This is a genomic window from Methylobacterium oxalidis (assembly GCF_007992195.1).
GTDB lineage: Bacteria > Pseudomonadota > Alphaproteobacteria > Rhizobiales > Beijerinckiaceae > Methylobacterium > Methylobacterium oxalidis.
This window is the reverse complement of the sequence record NZ_BJZU01000020.1, coordinates 77,562-92,365: the sequence shown is the minus strand read 5'-3', so window position 1 is coordinate 92,365 and position 14,804 is coordinate 77,562. Positions and strand designations below refer to the sequence as shown.

General features: G+C 70.5%; 15 protein-coding genes. 7 read left to right on the top strand and 8 right to left on the bottom strand.

Annotated features, from left to right (window positions below; genetic code table 11):
- On the top strand, positions 1 to 925 hold a 925-nt coding region (locus MOX02_RS07005), incomplete at its 5' end, for a putative bifunctional diguanylate cyclase/phosphodiesterase (protein WP_147025091.1).
- 321 nt (positions 926 to 1,246) lie between these two features.
- On the opposite strand, the gene MOX02_RS07000 is transcribed toward MOX02_RS07005, so the two are convergent.
- The 4 genes from MOX02_RS07000 to MOX02_RS06985 form a co-directional block, all read right to left on the bottom strand.
- Positions 1,247 to 2,323, bottom strand: a complete 1,077-nt coding sequence (locus MOX02_RS07000) for a DUF2336 domain-containing protein (protein ID WP_147025090.1) — start codon at positions 2,321 to 2,323, stop codon at positions 1,247 to 1,249.
- A gap of 201 nt (positions 2,324 to 2,524) precedes the next feature.
- On the bottom strand, positions 2,525 to 3,583 hold the full coding sequence (locus MOX02_RS06995; protein ID WP_147025089.1) for an HD-GYP domain-containing protein: 1,059 nt from the start codon (positions 3,581 to 3,583) through the stop codon (positions 2,525 to 2,527).
- A 147-nt stretch (positions 3,584 to 3,730) separates the two neighbouring features.
- Positions 3,731 to 4,579: a trypsin-like serine protease gene (locus MOX02_RS06990; protein ID WP_238179091.1), complete on the bottom strand. Its 849-nt coding sequence runs from the start codon at positions 4,577 to 4,579 to the stop codon at positions 3,731 to 3,733.
- Between the two features lie 105 nt (positions 4,580 to 4,684).
- Positions 4,685 to 5,422, bottom strand: coding sequence for a hypothetical protein (locus MOX02_RS06985; RefSeq protein WP_174804887.1), 738 nt, complete (start codon positions 5,420 to 5,422; stop codon positions 4,685 to 4,687).
- Positions 5,423 to 5,742: 320 nt separating this feature from the next.
- On the opposite strand from MOX02_RS06985, the gene MOX02_RS06980 reads away from it, so the two are divergent.
- Positions 5,743 to 6,069 (top strand): hypothetical protein, encoded by a 327-nt coding sequence (locus MOX02_RS06980; RefSeq protein ID WP_147025088.1) that lies wholly within the window; start codon positions 5,743 to 5,745, stop codon positions 6,067 to 6,069.
- A 69-nt stretch (positions 6,070 to 6,138) separates the two neighbouring features.
- Positions 6,139 to 6,771, top strand: coding sequence for a 5-formyltetrahydrofolate cyclo-ligase (locus tag MOX02_RS06975; RefSeq protein WP_147025087.1), 633 nt, complete (start codon positions 6,139 to 6,141; stop codon positions 6,769 to 6,771).
- A gap of 40 nt (positions 6,772 to 6,811) precedes the next feature.
- On the opposite strand, the gene MOX02_RS06970 is transcribed toward MOX02_RS06975, so the two are convergent.
- From MOX02_RS06970 to MOX02_RS06960, 3 genes are all read right to left on the bottom strand, one after another.
- On the bottom strand, positions 6,812 to 7,057 hold the full coding sequence (locus tag MOX02_RS06970; RefSeq protein ID WP_147025086.1) for a hypothetical protein: 246 nt from the start codon (positions 7,055 to 7,057) through the stop codon (positions 6,812 to 6,814).
- A 117-nt stretch (positions 7,058 to 7,174) separates the two neighbouring features.
- Positions 7,175 to 8,026: a DUF1206 domain-containing protein gene (locus tag MOX02_RS06965; RefSeq protein ID WP_147025085.1), complete on the bottom strand. Its 852-nt coding sequence runs from the start codon at positions 8,024 to 8,026 to the stop codon at positions 7,175 to 7,177.
- Positions 8,027 to 8,158: 132 nt separating this feature from the next.
- Positions 8,159 to 8,386 carry a hypothetical protein gene (locus tag MOX02_RS06960; RefSeq protein ID WP_147025084.1) on the bottom strand — a complete coding sequence of 76 codons (228 nt, stop codon included), beginning with the start codon at positions 8,384 to 8,386 and terminating at the stop codon, positions 8,159 to 8,161.
- 565 nt (positions 8,387 to 8,951) lie between these two features.
- Here MOX02_RS06960 and MOX02_RS06955 point away from each other — a divergent pair.
- Positions 8,952 to 10,223: a beta-barrel domain-containing protein gene (locus MOX02_RS06955; RefSeq protein WP_147025083.1), complete on the top strand. Its 1,272-nt coding sequence runs from the start codon at positions 8,952 to 8,954 to the stop codon at positions 10,221 to 10,223.
- A 5-nt stretch (positions 10,224 to 10,228) separates the two neighbouring features.
- The gene (locus tag MOX02_RS06950; RefSeq protein WP_147025082.1) at positions 10,229 to 12,373 is read left to right on the top strand and encodes a peptidase domain-containing ABC transporter; all 2,145 of its coding nucleotides are present in this window, start codon (positions 10,229 to 10,231) and stop codon (positions 12,371 to 12,373) included.
- A 9-nt stretch (positions 12,374 to 12,382) separates the two neighbouring features.
- Here the strand turns inward: MOX02_RS06950 and MOX02_RS06945 are convergent, their stop codons facing one another.
- Positions 12,383 to 13,309, bottom strand: a complete 927-nt coding sequence (locus tag MOX02_RS06945; RefSeq protein WP_147025081.1) for a histone deacetylase family protein — start codon at positions 13,307 to 13,309, stop codon at positions 12,383 to 12,385.
- 424 nt (positions 13,310 to 13,733) lie between these two features.
- On the opposite strand from MOX02_RS06945, the gene MOX02_RS06940 reads away from it, so the two are divergent.
- Positions 13,734 to 13,991 (top strand): (2Fe-2S)-binding protein, encoded by a 258-nt coding sequence (locus MOX02_RS06940; RefSeq protein ID WP_147025080.1) that lies wholly within the window; start codon positions 13,734 to 13,736, stop codon positions 13,989 to 13,991.
- 52 nt (positions 13,992 to 14,043) lie between these two features.
- On the top strand, positions 14,044 to 14,541 hold the full coding sequence (gene bfr, locus MOX02_RS06935) for a bacterioferritin (RefSeq protein WP_147025079.1): 498 nt from the start codon (positions 14,044 to 14,046) through the stop codon (positions 14,539 to 14,541).
- Positions 14,542 to 14,804 lie beyond the last annotated feature (263 nt).

Sequence of the window (14,804 nt, the reverse complement as noted above, 5' to 3'; positions counted from 1 at the left end):
TATCGCGCTCTACCCCGACGACGCGACCGAGCGGGCCATGCTCCTGAGCTACGCCGACACCGCCCTCTACCGGGCGAAGTCGGAGGGCCGGGGAACCTACCGCTTCTTCGAAGCGAAGATGGGTGCGCAGGTGCGGGAGCGCCGCCTCCTCGAGCACGACCTGCGCCACGCCGTCGCCCGCGGCGAGATGCACCTCGTCTACCAGCCTCAGACCGACGTCCGGAACGGGTCCGTAACCGGATTCGAGGTGCTCCTGCGCTGGCGGCATCCCGAGCGCGGGGCGATCTCGCCGGCGGTCTTCATCCCGATCGCCGAGGAGAGCGGCGTCATCCTGCAGATCGGTGAGTGGGTGCTGCGGGAAGCCTGCCGGGAGGCCGCGAGCTGGGCCAACCCTCTCACGGTGGCCGTCAATGTGTCGGCCGTTCAGATCCACGCGCCCCACTTCGTTCAGCTCGTCCACGAGAGCCTGTTCCGGACGGGGCTGAAGCCGGAACGCCTCGAGATCGAGATCACCGAGACGGCGCTGATCCGTGACCCGTCCCGGGCCCAGTCGACGCTGCGCCAGCTCAAGGCGCTCGGCGTGCGGATCGCCATGGACGATTTCGGAACCGGATATTCCTCGCTGTCGAACCTGCGCGCCTATCCGTTCGACAAGATCAAGATCGACGGCTCCTTCATCCGGTCGGTGGATGCCAACGAGCAGACGGCGGCCATCGTGCGCTCGGTTCTGGGCCTGGGGCGCGGCCTCGGGCTGCCGGTCCTCGCCGAGGGCGTGGAGACGGACGCCGAGCTGCGCTTCCTCGCCGCCGAGGATTGCCAGGCGGCACAGGGCTACCTGATGGGACGGCCGGCCGCGATCGAGCAGTTCGCGCGCTTCACGCACGGCACGGCGGTTGAGGAGATCGGTCAGGCCCTGGTGGCCTGAGGCGGCGCCGCGCGTCAGCTCACGGCGAGCACGGCGGCCATCACGGGCGAGGCAGGCGGCGGCCGAGGATCCCGGCCGCCCCGTTGAGGAGGGCGACCGCGTGCAGGCGGTCGATGGCGGAGGGAAGCCCGGAAGAGAGCGAGGCTCGCGGTCCAGCCGGCGAGCGCCGCCAGACCGACGAGTCGGATCAGGGCTGGGCCGGCCAGGCCATCGCTCACAGTCGGCGCTCCAGGAGGACGGCGAATCAGGGGCGTGGGGTTGCCGATACCCGACCGCCGAGGGTTGTTCCCCGGCTGCGCCGCCTCGGGACTTCGAGCGCGCTCAGGCGGCGCTCGGCTGTTCCAGCTTCTCGCGGGCCGCGGTGAAGCGCACCACGCGCTGCGCCGTCGCGACGGAGAGGTCCTGAAAGGCCTGGAACGCGCTCTGCAGCGCCTCCGCGTTCGGCATTCCCTCCGGCCTGCTTGCGAGGAAGAGCTTGAGGGTCTTCCAGCCGAAGCGGACGGAGCGCACCAGAAACAGAAGCGGGTCCGTGGTCGGCGCCGCATGCGCGTTGAGGGCGATCGCGGAGGGAACGCCCGCGAGCTTCGCCAGAGCCACCAGCGCGTAGGTGGTCTGGCCGGAGGTCAGCCAGGTCTGCACCGCCCCCTCGTCGAGGCCGTACTTGGCGTGGCAGGCGACCGCCACCTCGGCGGGTGTCAGATCGACGGGCGGCTCGGTCATGGACGAGGCGACCGACAGGGTCGCCTGCGCCGCGGCGTTCTCACCGAACTCCGCTGCCAACGCCTGCCGGGCGCGCTCGCGGGCAATGGCGACGAGCTGCGCCCGCTGTGCCTCCGGCACGTCGGAGCGCTGCGTCAGAACGCGGCCGAGCTCGGCATCCTGCTGGGCGCGCGTCGTCAGGATCTGGAAGCCGCCGGCCGAGAACCGGGCGCCCTGGTTGCCGGCGACGCTGCGCACGACCTGATCGTTGCCGCGGGAGACGATGACGTCCGTGACGCGCTCGGCCAGGGTGCTCCGGCGCGAGAGCGCCATCAGGTGCTGCTGGCCGGCGCCGCTCGCGATCTGGACGAGATCGCTCTCCTCAAGGCGGGTCGAGCGCTCGAGGACGGGGCCGGCCACCTCCGCGGATGGATCGTAGGCGAGGTTGCGCACCACCCGGCGCGGGGCGTTCGCCACCTCCGCGAGGCTCGCCGACAACTCGGCGCGGGCCCGGGTCTCGATGTCGCGCGAGAGCCGCAGGATCACCTCGTCGAAGGCGCCGATCTGGTCCTCGTTCAGCCGCGGTGCCTGCGCCGTGAACAGGCCGGTCATCTGCCGCAGCATGGTCATGCGCTTGGTCGGATCGCCACTCGCGATGGCGCCCTCGACATCGTTCACCACGGAACTCAGCGCAAGCATGCGGACGTCCTGTTGACAGCCCACCGACTGTCGCGGGGGCGACTTGCGAATTGATTAAAAACCGTCAGATGCGCGCCTTTCCACCTGGAAATCCGGTCTCTAGAGGCGTCGACGCCCAGAATTCAGTTCTTCTCGGTATTTTTGTGCGGATGAGGCAGCCTCAAATTTAAGGAAATCTTAGGCATGGCGGGCCGCGTCGCCTCAAGCCGCCTGCGCGACCGCCTTGCCGAACGCCTGGACGAACCGGGGCTCGATCTTGCCCTGCATGCCCTGCAGAATGACCATGGCCTCGGTCGGCGAGAGGGCCGGCTTGTAGGAGCGGCGCTCGGTCAGCGCGGCGTAGATGTCGCAGATCGTGAGGAAGCGGACGACGTCGCTGATCGCGTCGCCGCTGATCCCGTCAGGATATCCGCTGCCGTCGATCATCTCGTGATGGTGGCGGACCGCGTCGAGCATGGCCGGGTCCGAGCCGCTGCTGGCCTTCAGGATCTCGTAGCCGAGGACGGCATGGGTCCGCATGATGACCGCCTCCTCGGGCTCGAGGGAGCCTCGCTTGAGGAGGAGGGCGCGCGGGATCCGCGCCTTGCCGACGTCGTGCACCAGGGCGGCCCGGACGAGGCGCTGCCGCTGCGCCTCCGGAAAACCGATATGCGTGGCGAACTGCGCGGCGAGCCCGGCCACCACGAGCGAGTGCTGGTAGGTCGCGTTGTCGTGCGCCCGGATGGTGTTGAGCCAGCGGGCGAGGCCGCCGTCGCTGAGGGCGAGAAGCATCGGATCGACGCAATTGTCGATCGCCTGGAGATCGACGCGCCCGCTCGTTCCGGCAGCCGAGAAGAGGGTGGTCAGGACCGCGCCCGCGCGCTCGGCGCATTGGCGGACGGTGGCGTTGAGCGCGCCCTCGTTCGGGTTGATCAGGTTGAGGAGAGCCGTCACGACGACGTGCGGCTCCGTGTAATAGGGCAGGCAGGCGCTCGCGCCGAGGACCTGCGCCTGCCGCAGGGCCTTGTCCGAGGTGCGGTGAGTGATGCAGAGCAGCGGGCGCGCCTCCGCCCAGGGCTGCCTGCGCAAGCCGAGCAGGCATTGCATCGCCGCCGGCCGCGCGAGATCGACGTCGGTCACCACGGCGACGGCGTTGGCGTAGGTCGACCAGTCGACCTCGAAACCCACGAGCTCGCACATGGCGACACCCTGCAGGGCGTCGGCCAGCGGCGCGCTGCGGGCGGGCTGATCGCTGACGAGCACAACCACCCCGGTCAGCAAAGTCGCACTCCCTCTTCTCAGTTGAGCGAGTAGGGGGAGCAAGCTGTTCAGGGCCGGTTAAACGGTGTGAGCCAGCGTCGAGGAAATCGCCGTAGGCTTAACAGGTTCCGCCTCAAGACGTGTCCAGACTTCGGATGTCGGCCTCGTTCAGGGACCGGTCGCGGCGAGGCGACGCTCGGCGCGGGCGCCGAAGACCTGTGCGGCCGGCGCGACCACGACGAGACTTCCGCAGGGCGCGCGCGAGGTGATCACCGCGCTGGCGACGCCCCAGACGAAGAGGCCGCGCCGGTCCTGCGCCACCACGGGACCGCCGGAATCGCCGACGCAGACGCGGGCCCCGTCGACCCGCGCGATCGTGAGCCCCGTGCTGGTGGCGGCGAGCGGGACGAGGCGGGCGGTGCGCAGATGTCCGGCGCCGCGCCGCGACAGGCCGACGCCCGCCATCCGCAGGGCGGCCGGCACCCGCTGCGGGCTCGCGGCGAGGGGCACGGGGACCCGGTCGCGCACCGGGGCGGACAGGCGCAGGACCGCGATGTCGAGGGAGAGGTCCGCCAGGGTGATGCCCGCCGCGCTCGCGCTCAGCTCGCCCGGGTCCGGGCTGTAGCGGGCGACGACGCGGGCCGTGTAGACCGGGCGCACCGCCGCGCTGCCGCGGTAGAACATGACGATCGCGCCGAGGGGATCGCCGTTCAGGCAGTGCGCCGCTGTGAGCACGAGGTCGGTGCCGATCAGGACGCCCGAGCAACGGGTCAGCCGATAGGTGTCGTCGGGCCGGGTCACCGTGCCGATGCCGACCGTCGCCTGAGCCAGGGCGTCCCGTCGTCCCGGCGAGGCACCCCCGTCGATCGCCCGCGCCGGCAGGGTCGCCGTCAGGCAGGCGAGAAGACCCGCCGCGAGATGCGCGGGCAGACGGAGGCGGCCGAGCGGGGATGAGGCGAGGGAGAGCCGGATCGCGCCAGCGGCGCGCACGGGCATTGCGGTCAGGGCTCGGGTCACGGATGCTCCCCCGTCATCGGCACTCTCGTGAGTAGGCTGCGCTCGGGGCGGGGAGGCAAGTCGGACCGGTGGACGCGGGCCGCTGCGAAGGGCGGCTTCCGGGCCTCAATAGGGCTCCTCCGGCGCCGCCGCGCCCGGTGGCTGAAGGGGGATCGGATCCTCCGGAGCGCTTCGCGAGCGTCCCCGCTCCGGTTCCTGGCCGCCTCGGCCCCCGACCACGCCGCGCGGCCCCGGCGGCCCGGCCGGCCCGCGCGGACCGACCTTGCCCGGCTGTCCGGCCGGGCCGGTCTCGCCGGGCGGACCGGGCGGACCGGCCGGCCCGGGCTCACCGCGCAGCCCCTGGGTTCCGGGAGGACCGAGGCTCCCCGCGGGGCCCGGCGGCCCGGCCGGTCCTGTCGCTCCGGCCTCGCCGGGGGGGCCCTGCGGGCCCTGAGGCCCGGGCGGGCCCGGCGGCCCGGCCACGGTCTCCGCCGCGGTCGCACTCGGACCGGGCGGTCCCGCGGGCCCTGCCGGTCCCACGGGCCCCGGCGGACCCTGCTGCCCGCACTCGCCGACGACCGCCGCGCGCTCCTGCTGACGAGCCCGCAGGGTCACGATGCAACTCGCCGGGTGATAGACGAGCCGGAACTCGAAATTGCCGCTCTTGTCGGTCTTGCCGGTGAAGCGTTCGTCCAGCGTGATCTCGGCCTCGACCGCGTCGGCGGAGCCGAGAACCCAGAGCTCGCCGCCGGTGATCTTGGCCGCCAGCACCCGGATCTCCGCCTGCGCCGGGCCCACGAGGACGCCCGCCTGCAGGAACAGGGCGAGCACCAGCCGCCGCGGCCCGGGTCCTTGCCGCCTCATGCGGAGCGCCTTCTGTCCATGCCGACTGCCGACAACCTGCCCGGATTCCGCCGGCGGCGGAAGCGCGCTCGCGGCGGGTCCACACGGTTCGGCGCAAGGTACGCTCGCGGACGGTCGGCGGCCGGCCGGTCGATCCCTCCAGCTCGACAGTCTGCAGGAGCGCTGTCCGAGCATTCGGCACAGATCTGTATTCCGAAATCTCGCCGCAGACCTCGGATTCCCTGTTCCACTGCTCGGCGGAATGCTACCGTCCTCTCGTTCCGGTCCGCTTCGCGGGCCGGGGCCGAGCGTCGTGCCAGACGACAGCGAGGTGGCCCGCCATGAGCGCGCAACGGACACGGTCGGCGGACGAGTGGGCGGACATCATCGCCGGGGCCTACGCCGCCAAGACCCGGCCGCCCCTGACGCCTCAACTCCTGATGGAGATGCGCGCCGTGCTGCTCGAGGCCGTCCGCGAGGCCGAGGCGTCGCACGTGCCCGGCAGCGAGTGGTGCGAGCGGGTGAACCTCGTCCTCGACCGCAGCGAGATGTCCTTGCACTCGGCGGTGGGGCCGCGGCTCGCGGCGATCGACCCGGAGGCCGGCACGGCCGAGATGGTGCACCGGTCCGAGGCCGGCCGTCCCCTGCGGGCCTTCGGCGGCCAGTGACGCGCTTGACCGAACACGGCCCCGCGGGGCCGTCCCTGAGTGCCGATGGCGGCGGAGTGGAGGGGCGTGATGGGTGACCTGTCCGAGGATTCCCGGCCCGGTTTGGAGGCGCCGGACGAGCTGCCGCCCCGTCCGGAGGCGGGTGCCGACTGGCCGACCGTCCGCGCCTGGCGCAAGGAGACGCGCTCCGCCCTCATCGCGCGGCGCGTCGCGATCCCGTCCGAGGACCGGATCGCCTGCAGCCGCCAGATCGATCTCACCCTGGCGCAGGCGGTGCAGGCGAGCGGTTGCGGGCTGATCGGCTTCTACTGGCCGTTCCGGGGCGAGTACGACCCGCGCGGCGTGATGGCGGCCCTGCGGGAGCAGGGGGCGCACCTCGCCCTGCCGGTGATCGTCGCGAAGGGCGAGCCTCTCGTCTTCCGGGAGTGGACGCCCGGCAGCCTGATGACCCAGGGCATCTGGAACATCCCGACGCCCGAGGCGGGCGAGCCCGTTCAGCCGGAACTCCTCGTCGTACCCCTCGTCGGCTTCGACGGGCAGGGCTATCGCCTCGGCTACGGCGGCGGGTTCTACGACCGGACCATCGCCGCGATGCCGGCTCGGCCGCGGACGATCGGCGTCGGCTTCTCCCTCGGGCGGCTCGACACGATCTATCCGCAACCGCACGACATCGCGCTCGACCGGGTGATCACCGAGGGGTGATCGCTTCGGCGTCGGCCGAGCCGGCGTCCGGTCTCCGTTCTCAGGTGCCGACAGCGTCGATCACGCACTTCTTGGTGAAGCTGCTCTTGGCGGCGCCGGCGAGCTTCTTGTCACCCGCGGCAGTGTCGCAGGTCGTCTGGGCGTCGCTCTCACACTTCTTCATGAAGCTGTTGAGCGCGGCGCCCGCGAGCTTCTTCTCGGTCGCCCGGGCCTTGCAGGTGCCCTCGGCGGCCATCGCGTGACCGGACAGGGCCAGCACCAGAACGGCAACGGACACGGCGCGCATGATCGTCTCCTCTCGACCGGATCAATCGGACGAGAGGAGCACGGACTCCGGTCTCCGCAAAGGGCCGCCGCGGTCGGTGCGGCGCCTTTTGCACCACCCGTTCGAGGTATGAAGCGCTCAGGTCCGGGGCAGGGAGGCGGCGGCATTGCGCAGGGCCGCCTTGGCGTCGGACACGTCCGGCGCGTCGATGTGGCGGTAGCGGGCCTGCACCAGCCCGAACAGGCCGAAGGCGAACAGCCCCGCCGCGGTCACGCCGAGGAGCACCCAGCCGAAGGGCTGCCGCCCGATGAACTGGAGGGCCTCGCCGAGGCCCTTGGCCTCCGCCGAGCGGCTGTGAACGGCGGCCAGGATGAGGAAGGCGCCGATGAGGGCGAAGACGACGCCCCGCGCCGCGAAGCCAAGCCGCCCGACCGGTACCGCCCAGCGGTGGATTTCCGTCGGCAGCGAGAGACGCCGCAGCACGTCGCCCTTCCAGCCCTTGCGCAGGTAGGCGAGGCCGACGCCGATCACGACCGCGCCGACGAGGCCGGTGAGCACTTGCCCGAGCGGCTTGGCGAGGAGCCACGCCGTCCAGTCCTGCGTCGCCCGGTCGTCCCCGCCACCGCCGCTGCCGGCCGCGAGCCGGACGGCCGAGAGGGCGAGGCCGCCGTAGACCACGCCGCTGACGAGGTGGCCGGCGCGCACCGCGAGCCCTTTCGCCGAGTTGCCGTGCCGGTCCGCGTCCGTGACCGCCTCGATCACCCGCCAGAGCGCGAACCCGATCAGGCCCGCCGCGATGAGGGCGAGCCAGGCCCGCCCGAAGGGCTGGCCGAGCAGCGTCGCCAGCGCGCTCTTGCTGCCGCCGGTTCGGCCTCCCGAGCCGATCGCGGCGAGAGCCGCGAGGCCCCCGACGAGGCAGTAGACGATGCCGCGCGCGCCGTAGCCGAGACGGGCGAGCAACTCGAGTTTCGGGGCGTCCGGGTGAAACACCGTGGCCTCCGGGCCGGCACCTGGGAGGCATGAGTAACGGGGCCGTGACGGACCCGTTCCGGACGGGACTCGAGATCCCTTCCGCAGCCCGCATGGGTGGCCGGTGTGACCCGGCCACCCGAGGCGCGCGGCCTACTTGTTGAGTCCGACGCTTCCGGTCACACCGCCGAGCAGGCCGCCGACCGTTCCGAGAAGACCGCCTACCAAGCCGCCGACCTGATCGATCGCACCCGAGACGGCGCCGAGCTCCTGGCTGGCGTCGACGCCGAGGCCCACGCCGAGGCCGACATCGAGGCCACCACCGACCTCATCCAGTTCCGAAGCGTCGAGCTCACGGATGGTGTCGAAGTTCTGCGACATAAATCTTCTCCTAGAATGCAGGCTATTGGCAAGAATTACTTCAAGCCTCCAGAGAAGCGCTCTAAGCAACGCTTCCTCAATCAGGGGAGCATGGCAGATGCTGAGCTTCAACCCGCAGAAATTGTGCAGGGCAATACGGTGCGCTCGGCATTCAAAATTCAACGAAAACGAGGATGACCCTGAGATCGTTCTATGTCACTCGCTTCAAACCGCTTTCCCGATCGGCGTTTCGGCAACCACGGAGCTTCGTGGCAGGACTGAGGCTCGGCCGCAATGTCGCCGGAATTCCGCCAAACGCCGCGGATAGCGGCGTGAGTTCGCCGGACTGCGGTCGGATGACGCAGGGCCGGTGACGACGCAGAGTTGTGTCGGGGGGGAACGGTCACGTATCGCCTCAGCCGCTCCGCTCAAGTCACTCGGCAACGGCGATTTCGTCCATTTTCGTACGGATCGGCGGGGGACCATTCGCAGCGCTCGACATCGAGCGTTCGTGTTGCGCTGCAACATCATCGGCCGGGGCGGTCCTGGTTGATCTTCGCCGTCCAGGCCGGCCAAAAGGGCGTCGATGACGTCGCCGCTCTTCCGGCGCGAGGTCGCCGCTGCCCGGCGGGATGCCTGGCTCGGCGAGGCGCAGCTCGTGCAGCCGCTGCCCGTGCGTATCGTAACGGGCATCTGCCTCGTGCTGATCCTGGCCGGGCTCGCCTACGGGGCGCTCGGCACCTACACGCGCCGCGTTCACGCGCAGGGGCTGCTCACGCCGAATGTCGGGCTGATCACCCTGACGAGCCCCGCTTCCGGCCGGGTCAGCGCCGCGGGCGGGCGCGAGGGCGGCCGCGTCGAGCGCGGGCAGCTTCTCTACACGATCGACCTCGACGCGGTCTCGGCGAGCGGCCCGACACAGACCCGTGTGATCGATGAGCTCGGCCGTCAGAGGGAGAGCGTCGAGAAGCAGCGCTCCCTGCGCGCCGCGACCGCCGCGACCGAGAAGCGCGCCCTCTCGGACCAGATCGGCAATCTCGAGGCGCAGTCGCGCCAGCTCGCCGAGCAGATCGACCTGCAGGAGAAACTCATCCAGCCCCTGCGCGAGCGCGTCGAGGTCCTCTCGAAGGCGGTCACGAACGGGCTCGCGCGCGCCGCCGACCTGCAGAGCCAGAATTACCTCTACATGCAGGCCAGCACCCAGCTCGCCCAGCTCAAGCAGACGAACCTGCAGCTCACGGGGCGGATCGCCGATCTGAGCGCGCAGCGCGCGACCTTCGACGACCGCCTCGCCCGCGATCTCGCCGACATGGATCGCAGCGCCGCCCAGCTGGAGCAGCAGCGGGCGGAGAGCGAGGCCCGCCGCGCCATCGAGGTGCGCGCGCCAGAGGCCGGCATCCTCACCTCGATCCGGGCGCAGGCCGGCCAGAGCGTCGGAGCCGGCGCGACGCTGCTGACGCTGCTGCCGAGCGAGGGCCGCCTGCAGGCGAACCTGTTCGTCGATTCCGCCTCGATCGGCTTCATCGAGTCGGGTGCCGCCGTGATGCTGCGCTACGCCGCCTTCCCGTTCCAGCGCTTCGGCCTCTACCGCGGCGTGGTGACCGAGGTGACGCGGGCGCCGCTCGAGGGCGGCGACCTGCCGGAGACCGCCGGATCCAAGCGGCCCGGCGGCATCTACCGGGTCGTCGTCCGGCCCGACGACGACGGCGTCGTCGCCTACGGCGAGCGGCGTCGGCTGGAGGCCGGCATGCGCGTCGAGGCCGACATCTCGCTGGAGAAGCGCCCGCTCTACCGCTGGCTCCTCGACCCGCTCTACCGGGTCAAGCGCAGCGTCGACCTCGTCACCGAGGGCGGCTGAGGCCCTTGTCCTTCCGCGACGCCCTCCAGCTCGGCTTCGGCCGGCGCCTGCCCGTCATCCTGCAGGCCGAGGCGGCCGAGTGCGGCATGGCCTGCCTCGCCATGCTGCTCGGCCATCACGGTCACCACGTCGATCTCGGGGCCCTGCGGCGCCGGCACGCCCTCTCCCTCAAGGGCATGACCCTGCGCAACCTCGTCGATTTCGCCGGCACGATGGGCCTCGCGACCCGGGCGCTGCGCGTCGAGCTGAGGGATCTCGGCCGCCTCAAGCTGCCCTGCATCCTGCACTGGGGGCTCAACCACTTCGTGGTGCTGGCGGAGGTGCGCGCCCGCGGGATCGTCGTGCACGATCCGGCCCGCGGGCGCCGAGCCCTCACCCTGGCGGAAGCCTCGCGCGAGTTCACGGGCGTCGCCCTTGAGGCGAGCCCGACCCAGAGCTTCGTGCAGGCGAACCCGCCGCCGGGCTTCCGCCTCACGGACCTGTTCCGCAACGTCTCGGGGATCCGCGGGGCGCTCGCCCGGATCCTCGCCCTGTCGCTCGGCATCGAGTTCGTCGCGATCCTGATGCCGATCGCCTCGCAGATCGTGATCGACGAGGTGATCGTGAACGCCGACCTCGACCTGCTGCTCGTGGTCGCGATCGGCGTCGTGCTGCTGCTCGTCGTGCAACTGGCGCTCGCCGTGGCGCGGACCTGGGCGATCATGCTGGCGGGCTCGACCCTCAGCTATCAATGGTCGGGCAGCCTGTTCGACCACCTCTCGCGGCTGCCGCTGGACTATTTCGAGAAGCGGCATGTGGGCGACGTGATCTCCCGCTTCGGCTCGCTCTCGACGATCCAGAAGGGCCTCACCACCGATCTCGTCCAGGCGGTCCTCGACGGGATCATGTCGGTCGGCATGCTGATCATGCTCGTCGTCTACGGCGGCTGGCTCGCCCTCGTCGCCCTCGTCTCGACGGCCCTGACGACGGCGCTGCGCGTCGCCGCCTTCGCGGCCTACCGGGAAGGCACCGAGGAGGCGATCGTCGCCGAGGCGCGCCAGCAGACCCACTTTATCGAGACGGTGCGCGGCATGGCGAGCGTCAAGCTCCTCGGCCTGCGCGAGCGCCGCGGCGGCGCCTGGATGAACCAGTTCGTCACGGCGCTGAACGCGCGCCTGCGCCTGCAGCGCCTGGACCTCGTGTTCGGCCGCGCCAACGAGCTGCTGTTCGGCGCCGACCGGCTGATCCTGCTGGTGCTCGGCGCGGGGGCCGTCATCGAGCAGTCGATGACGCTCGGCATGCTCGTCGCCTTCCTGACCTACCGGGACCAGTTCTCGCAGCGGGTCGGCAACCTGATCGAGTCCGGCTTCAAGCTGCGCATGCTCGACGTGCAGACGGACCGCATCTCGGACATCGTGCTCACCGAGCCCGAGGAGCAGCCGGGCGCCGCCCCGCCGCAGGTCGCGGCGCCCACCATCGCCGGGTCGCGGGCCGGGTCGATCGCCGTGCGGGGACTCGCGCTGCGCTACGGCGCCGACGAGCCTTGGATCTTCCGCGATCTCGGATTCGACGTCCCGGCGGGTTCCAGCTTCGCCATCACCGGCCCTTCCGGCTGCGGCAAGACCACCATGATGAAGATCATGATGGGGCTTCTGACCGCCACCGAGGGAAGCGTGATGGTCGACGGTCGCGACATCCGCGCGATCGGCCCCGCCGCCTACCGGCGCCGCATCGCGGGGGTGATGCAGAACGACGGCCTGTTCGCCGGCTCGATCGCCGAGAACATCTCCTGCTTCGACGAGCGGCCGGATCTCGGCTGGATCGAGGAATGCGCCGCCCGCGCCGCGATCCTCGCCGACATCCGGCGCACGCCGATGGGCTTCGAGACCCTCGTCGGCGACATGGGCTCGACGCTCTCGGGCGGCCAGAAGCAGCGCGTCATCCTGGCCCGCGCCCTCTACCGGAGGCCGGACATCCTGTTTCTCGACGAGGCGACGAGCCATCTCGACGAGCCCACCGAGGCCGCCATCGCGGCGGCCCTGCGCGAGCTCGACATGACGCGGGTCATCGTCGCGCACCGCCCCGCCACCATCGCGCATGCCGACCAAGTGCTCGGCTTCGAGCGGCCCGAGCCGCCGCTCGCGGTCATCTCACCGCGCGCGGCCGAGTGAGCGGAGGGCTCACGCCTCCATCAGCACCTGCACGTGCGCGGCGACCGAGTCCGCGAGCCCGGTAAGGTCGTAGCCGCCTTCGAGCAGAGAGACGACGCGGCCCTGGCAGCAGCGCTCGGCCTCCTCCAGGACCTGCCGGGTCGCCCAGGCGAAGTCCTCGGCCTCCAGCATCAGGTTGGCGAGCGGATCGCGCCAGTGCGCGTCGAACCCAGCCGAGATGATGATGAGATCCGGCCGGAACGCCTTCAGCCGCGGCAGGATGCGGCTTTCGAAGGCCTCGCGGAAGGTCTCCCCGTCCGAGCCGGGGCGGAGCGGCGCGTTGACGATCGTGCCGTGCTCGCCCTCTTCGGAGAGAGCGCCGCTGCCCGGGTAGAGCGGCATCTGGTGGCTGGAGCAGAACAGCACCGACGGGTCGTCCCAGAAGATGTCCTGGCTGCCGTTGCCGTGATGCACATCCCAGTCGACGATGGCGACGCGCTCAACCCCGTGCGCGGTGCGGGCGTGGCGGGCCGCGACCGCGGCGTTGTTGAACACGCAGAACCCCATCGCGCGGGTCTTCTCCGCGTGGTGCCCCGGCGGGCGCATCGCCGAGAAGGCGTTCTTGGCCGTCCCGGCCATCACCGCGTCGACGCCCTGGACGCCCGCCCCAACGCCGCGCAGCACGCACTCGATGGTGCCGGGCGACAGGACCGTGTCGGAATCGATGCTGACGAGGCCGTCCGCAGGGGCGGCCGCGACGATCGCCTCCACCCACTCCTCCGGGTGCGCGAGCGCCACGGTCTTCAGGGCGGCCGGCTCGGGGGCGCGCCGGTCGAGCCCGGCGAAGGCTTCGGCCTCCAGCGCCTTCTGCACCGCCCGCATCCGCTCCGGCCGTTCGGGATGACCGTGCGGCGTCCGGTGCTCAAGAGCGGCAGGATGGTGGAACAGGATGGTCATGCGGGCGCCCTCCCCAATTTTGGCATTCAGTATACCAGTTGCCGCTGTCCTGCGCTACGCTGGTAGCGGGGCGGGCCCGATCTGACGGCGTTCCGCGGGCTGCAGCAAGCTTCGCCCTGCCCTTGCGCGCCGTGCGTGGCCGGTCGGTATTCCGCAGCCCGGTACATTGCGACGCAGGTTCGGTCGGAGCGGGCAGGCCCTCTTGACGCGGCCGGTCCGCGCTGCCAAGTGGTGGGCAGATCACCTAACCCATTGAAAGTGTTGTAGATTTCAACGGTTCTAATCTAGCGGTCAAAGCGGTGCCGGAACTCGGAATTTCGGTTGCTCCGTGTTCTCGGTGCCTGCGATCCACCGGTCGGGCGGTCAGCCCGCGCGACCGTCCGTCACCCTGCGGCCCTTGCCGCGTCCCGAGTTGCGGTCCCGAATGATCGTCTGTTCCTGCAACGTCCTGTCCGATGGTGCCGTGCGCTCCTGCCTCAGCCCGGGGCCGGGCTGCCCGCGCACGCCCGCGCAGGTCTACGCCTGCCTCGGCTGCAGCCCGAAATGCGGTCGCTGCGCCCGCACCATCCGCTCGATCATGCAGAAGGCCCTTGATGAGGCCGCACATTCCTGCGGCTCCGCTTGCGCGAGCACCTGCTCTCTGGTCAAGGTCCAGACAGCGGAGGAGGGGATCGCCGCCTGACAGGCGCGGATGCGTCCCCTCCCGGCTGACCGAGCCTCAGGGAGACGGGCGTATGAAGGGTGACGCTAAGGTAATCGAGTATCTCAATCGCGGATTGCGCAGCGAGCTGACGGCGGTCAACCAGTACTGGCTCCACTTCCGCATGCTCAACGATTGGGGCTACGTCGAGCTCGCCAAGTACTGGCGCAAGGAATCCATCGAGGAGATGAACCACGCCGACCGGTTCGTCGACCGCATCCTCTTCCTCGAAGGGTTCCCCAATCTCCAGGAACTCGATCCCCTGCGGATCGGGCAGAACGTCCAGGAGATCATCGAGTGCGACCTCGCCGCCGAGAACGAGGCCCGCTCGCTCTATCTCGAGGCGGCGAAGTACTGCGATTCGATCAATGATCGCGTCTCGAAGATCTTGTTCGAGGATCTCGCCACCGACGAGGAAGGCCATATCGACTTCCTGGAGACGCAGCTCGAGCTGATCAAGCAGATCGGCCTGCCGCTCTACGCGCAGCGCCACATCGGCGGCCTCGACAAGATCGAGCCCGAAGTGGAGTAGCGTTCGCGGCTTCAGGGCAGCGGCCCGTCGGGCCGCCCTTCCTGAGCAGTTTCTGATGGCGCCGTCCGAGGGCAACCTCGGGCGGCGTCTTCGTTTGTCAATTTTCGCTCTGCACTGGCTCGGCTTAAGCTTGGCCGAGAAAGGCCGATTTCATGGATCTGCGCTAGATTGTCATCGAGATCCTGGTTCGAATGGCCCGGCGCGGAGCATCGTAAGTCTGTGTCACGCTCCTCCATCCGGGCGACCTCGGTGTCGCCCACATG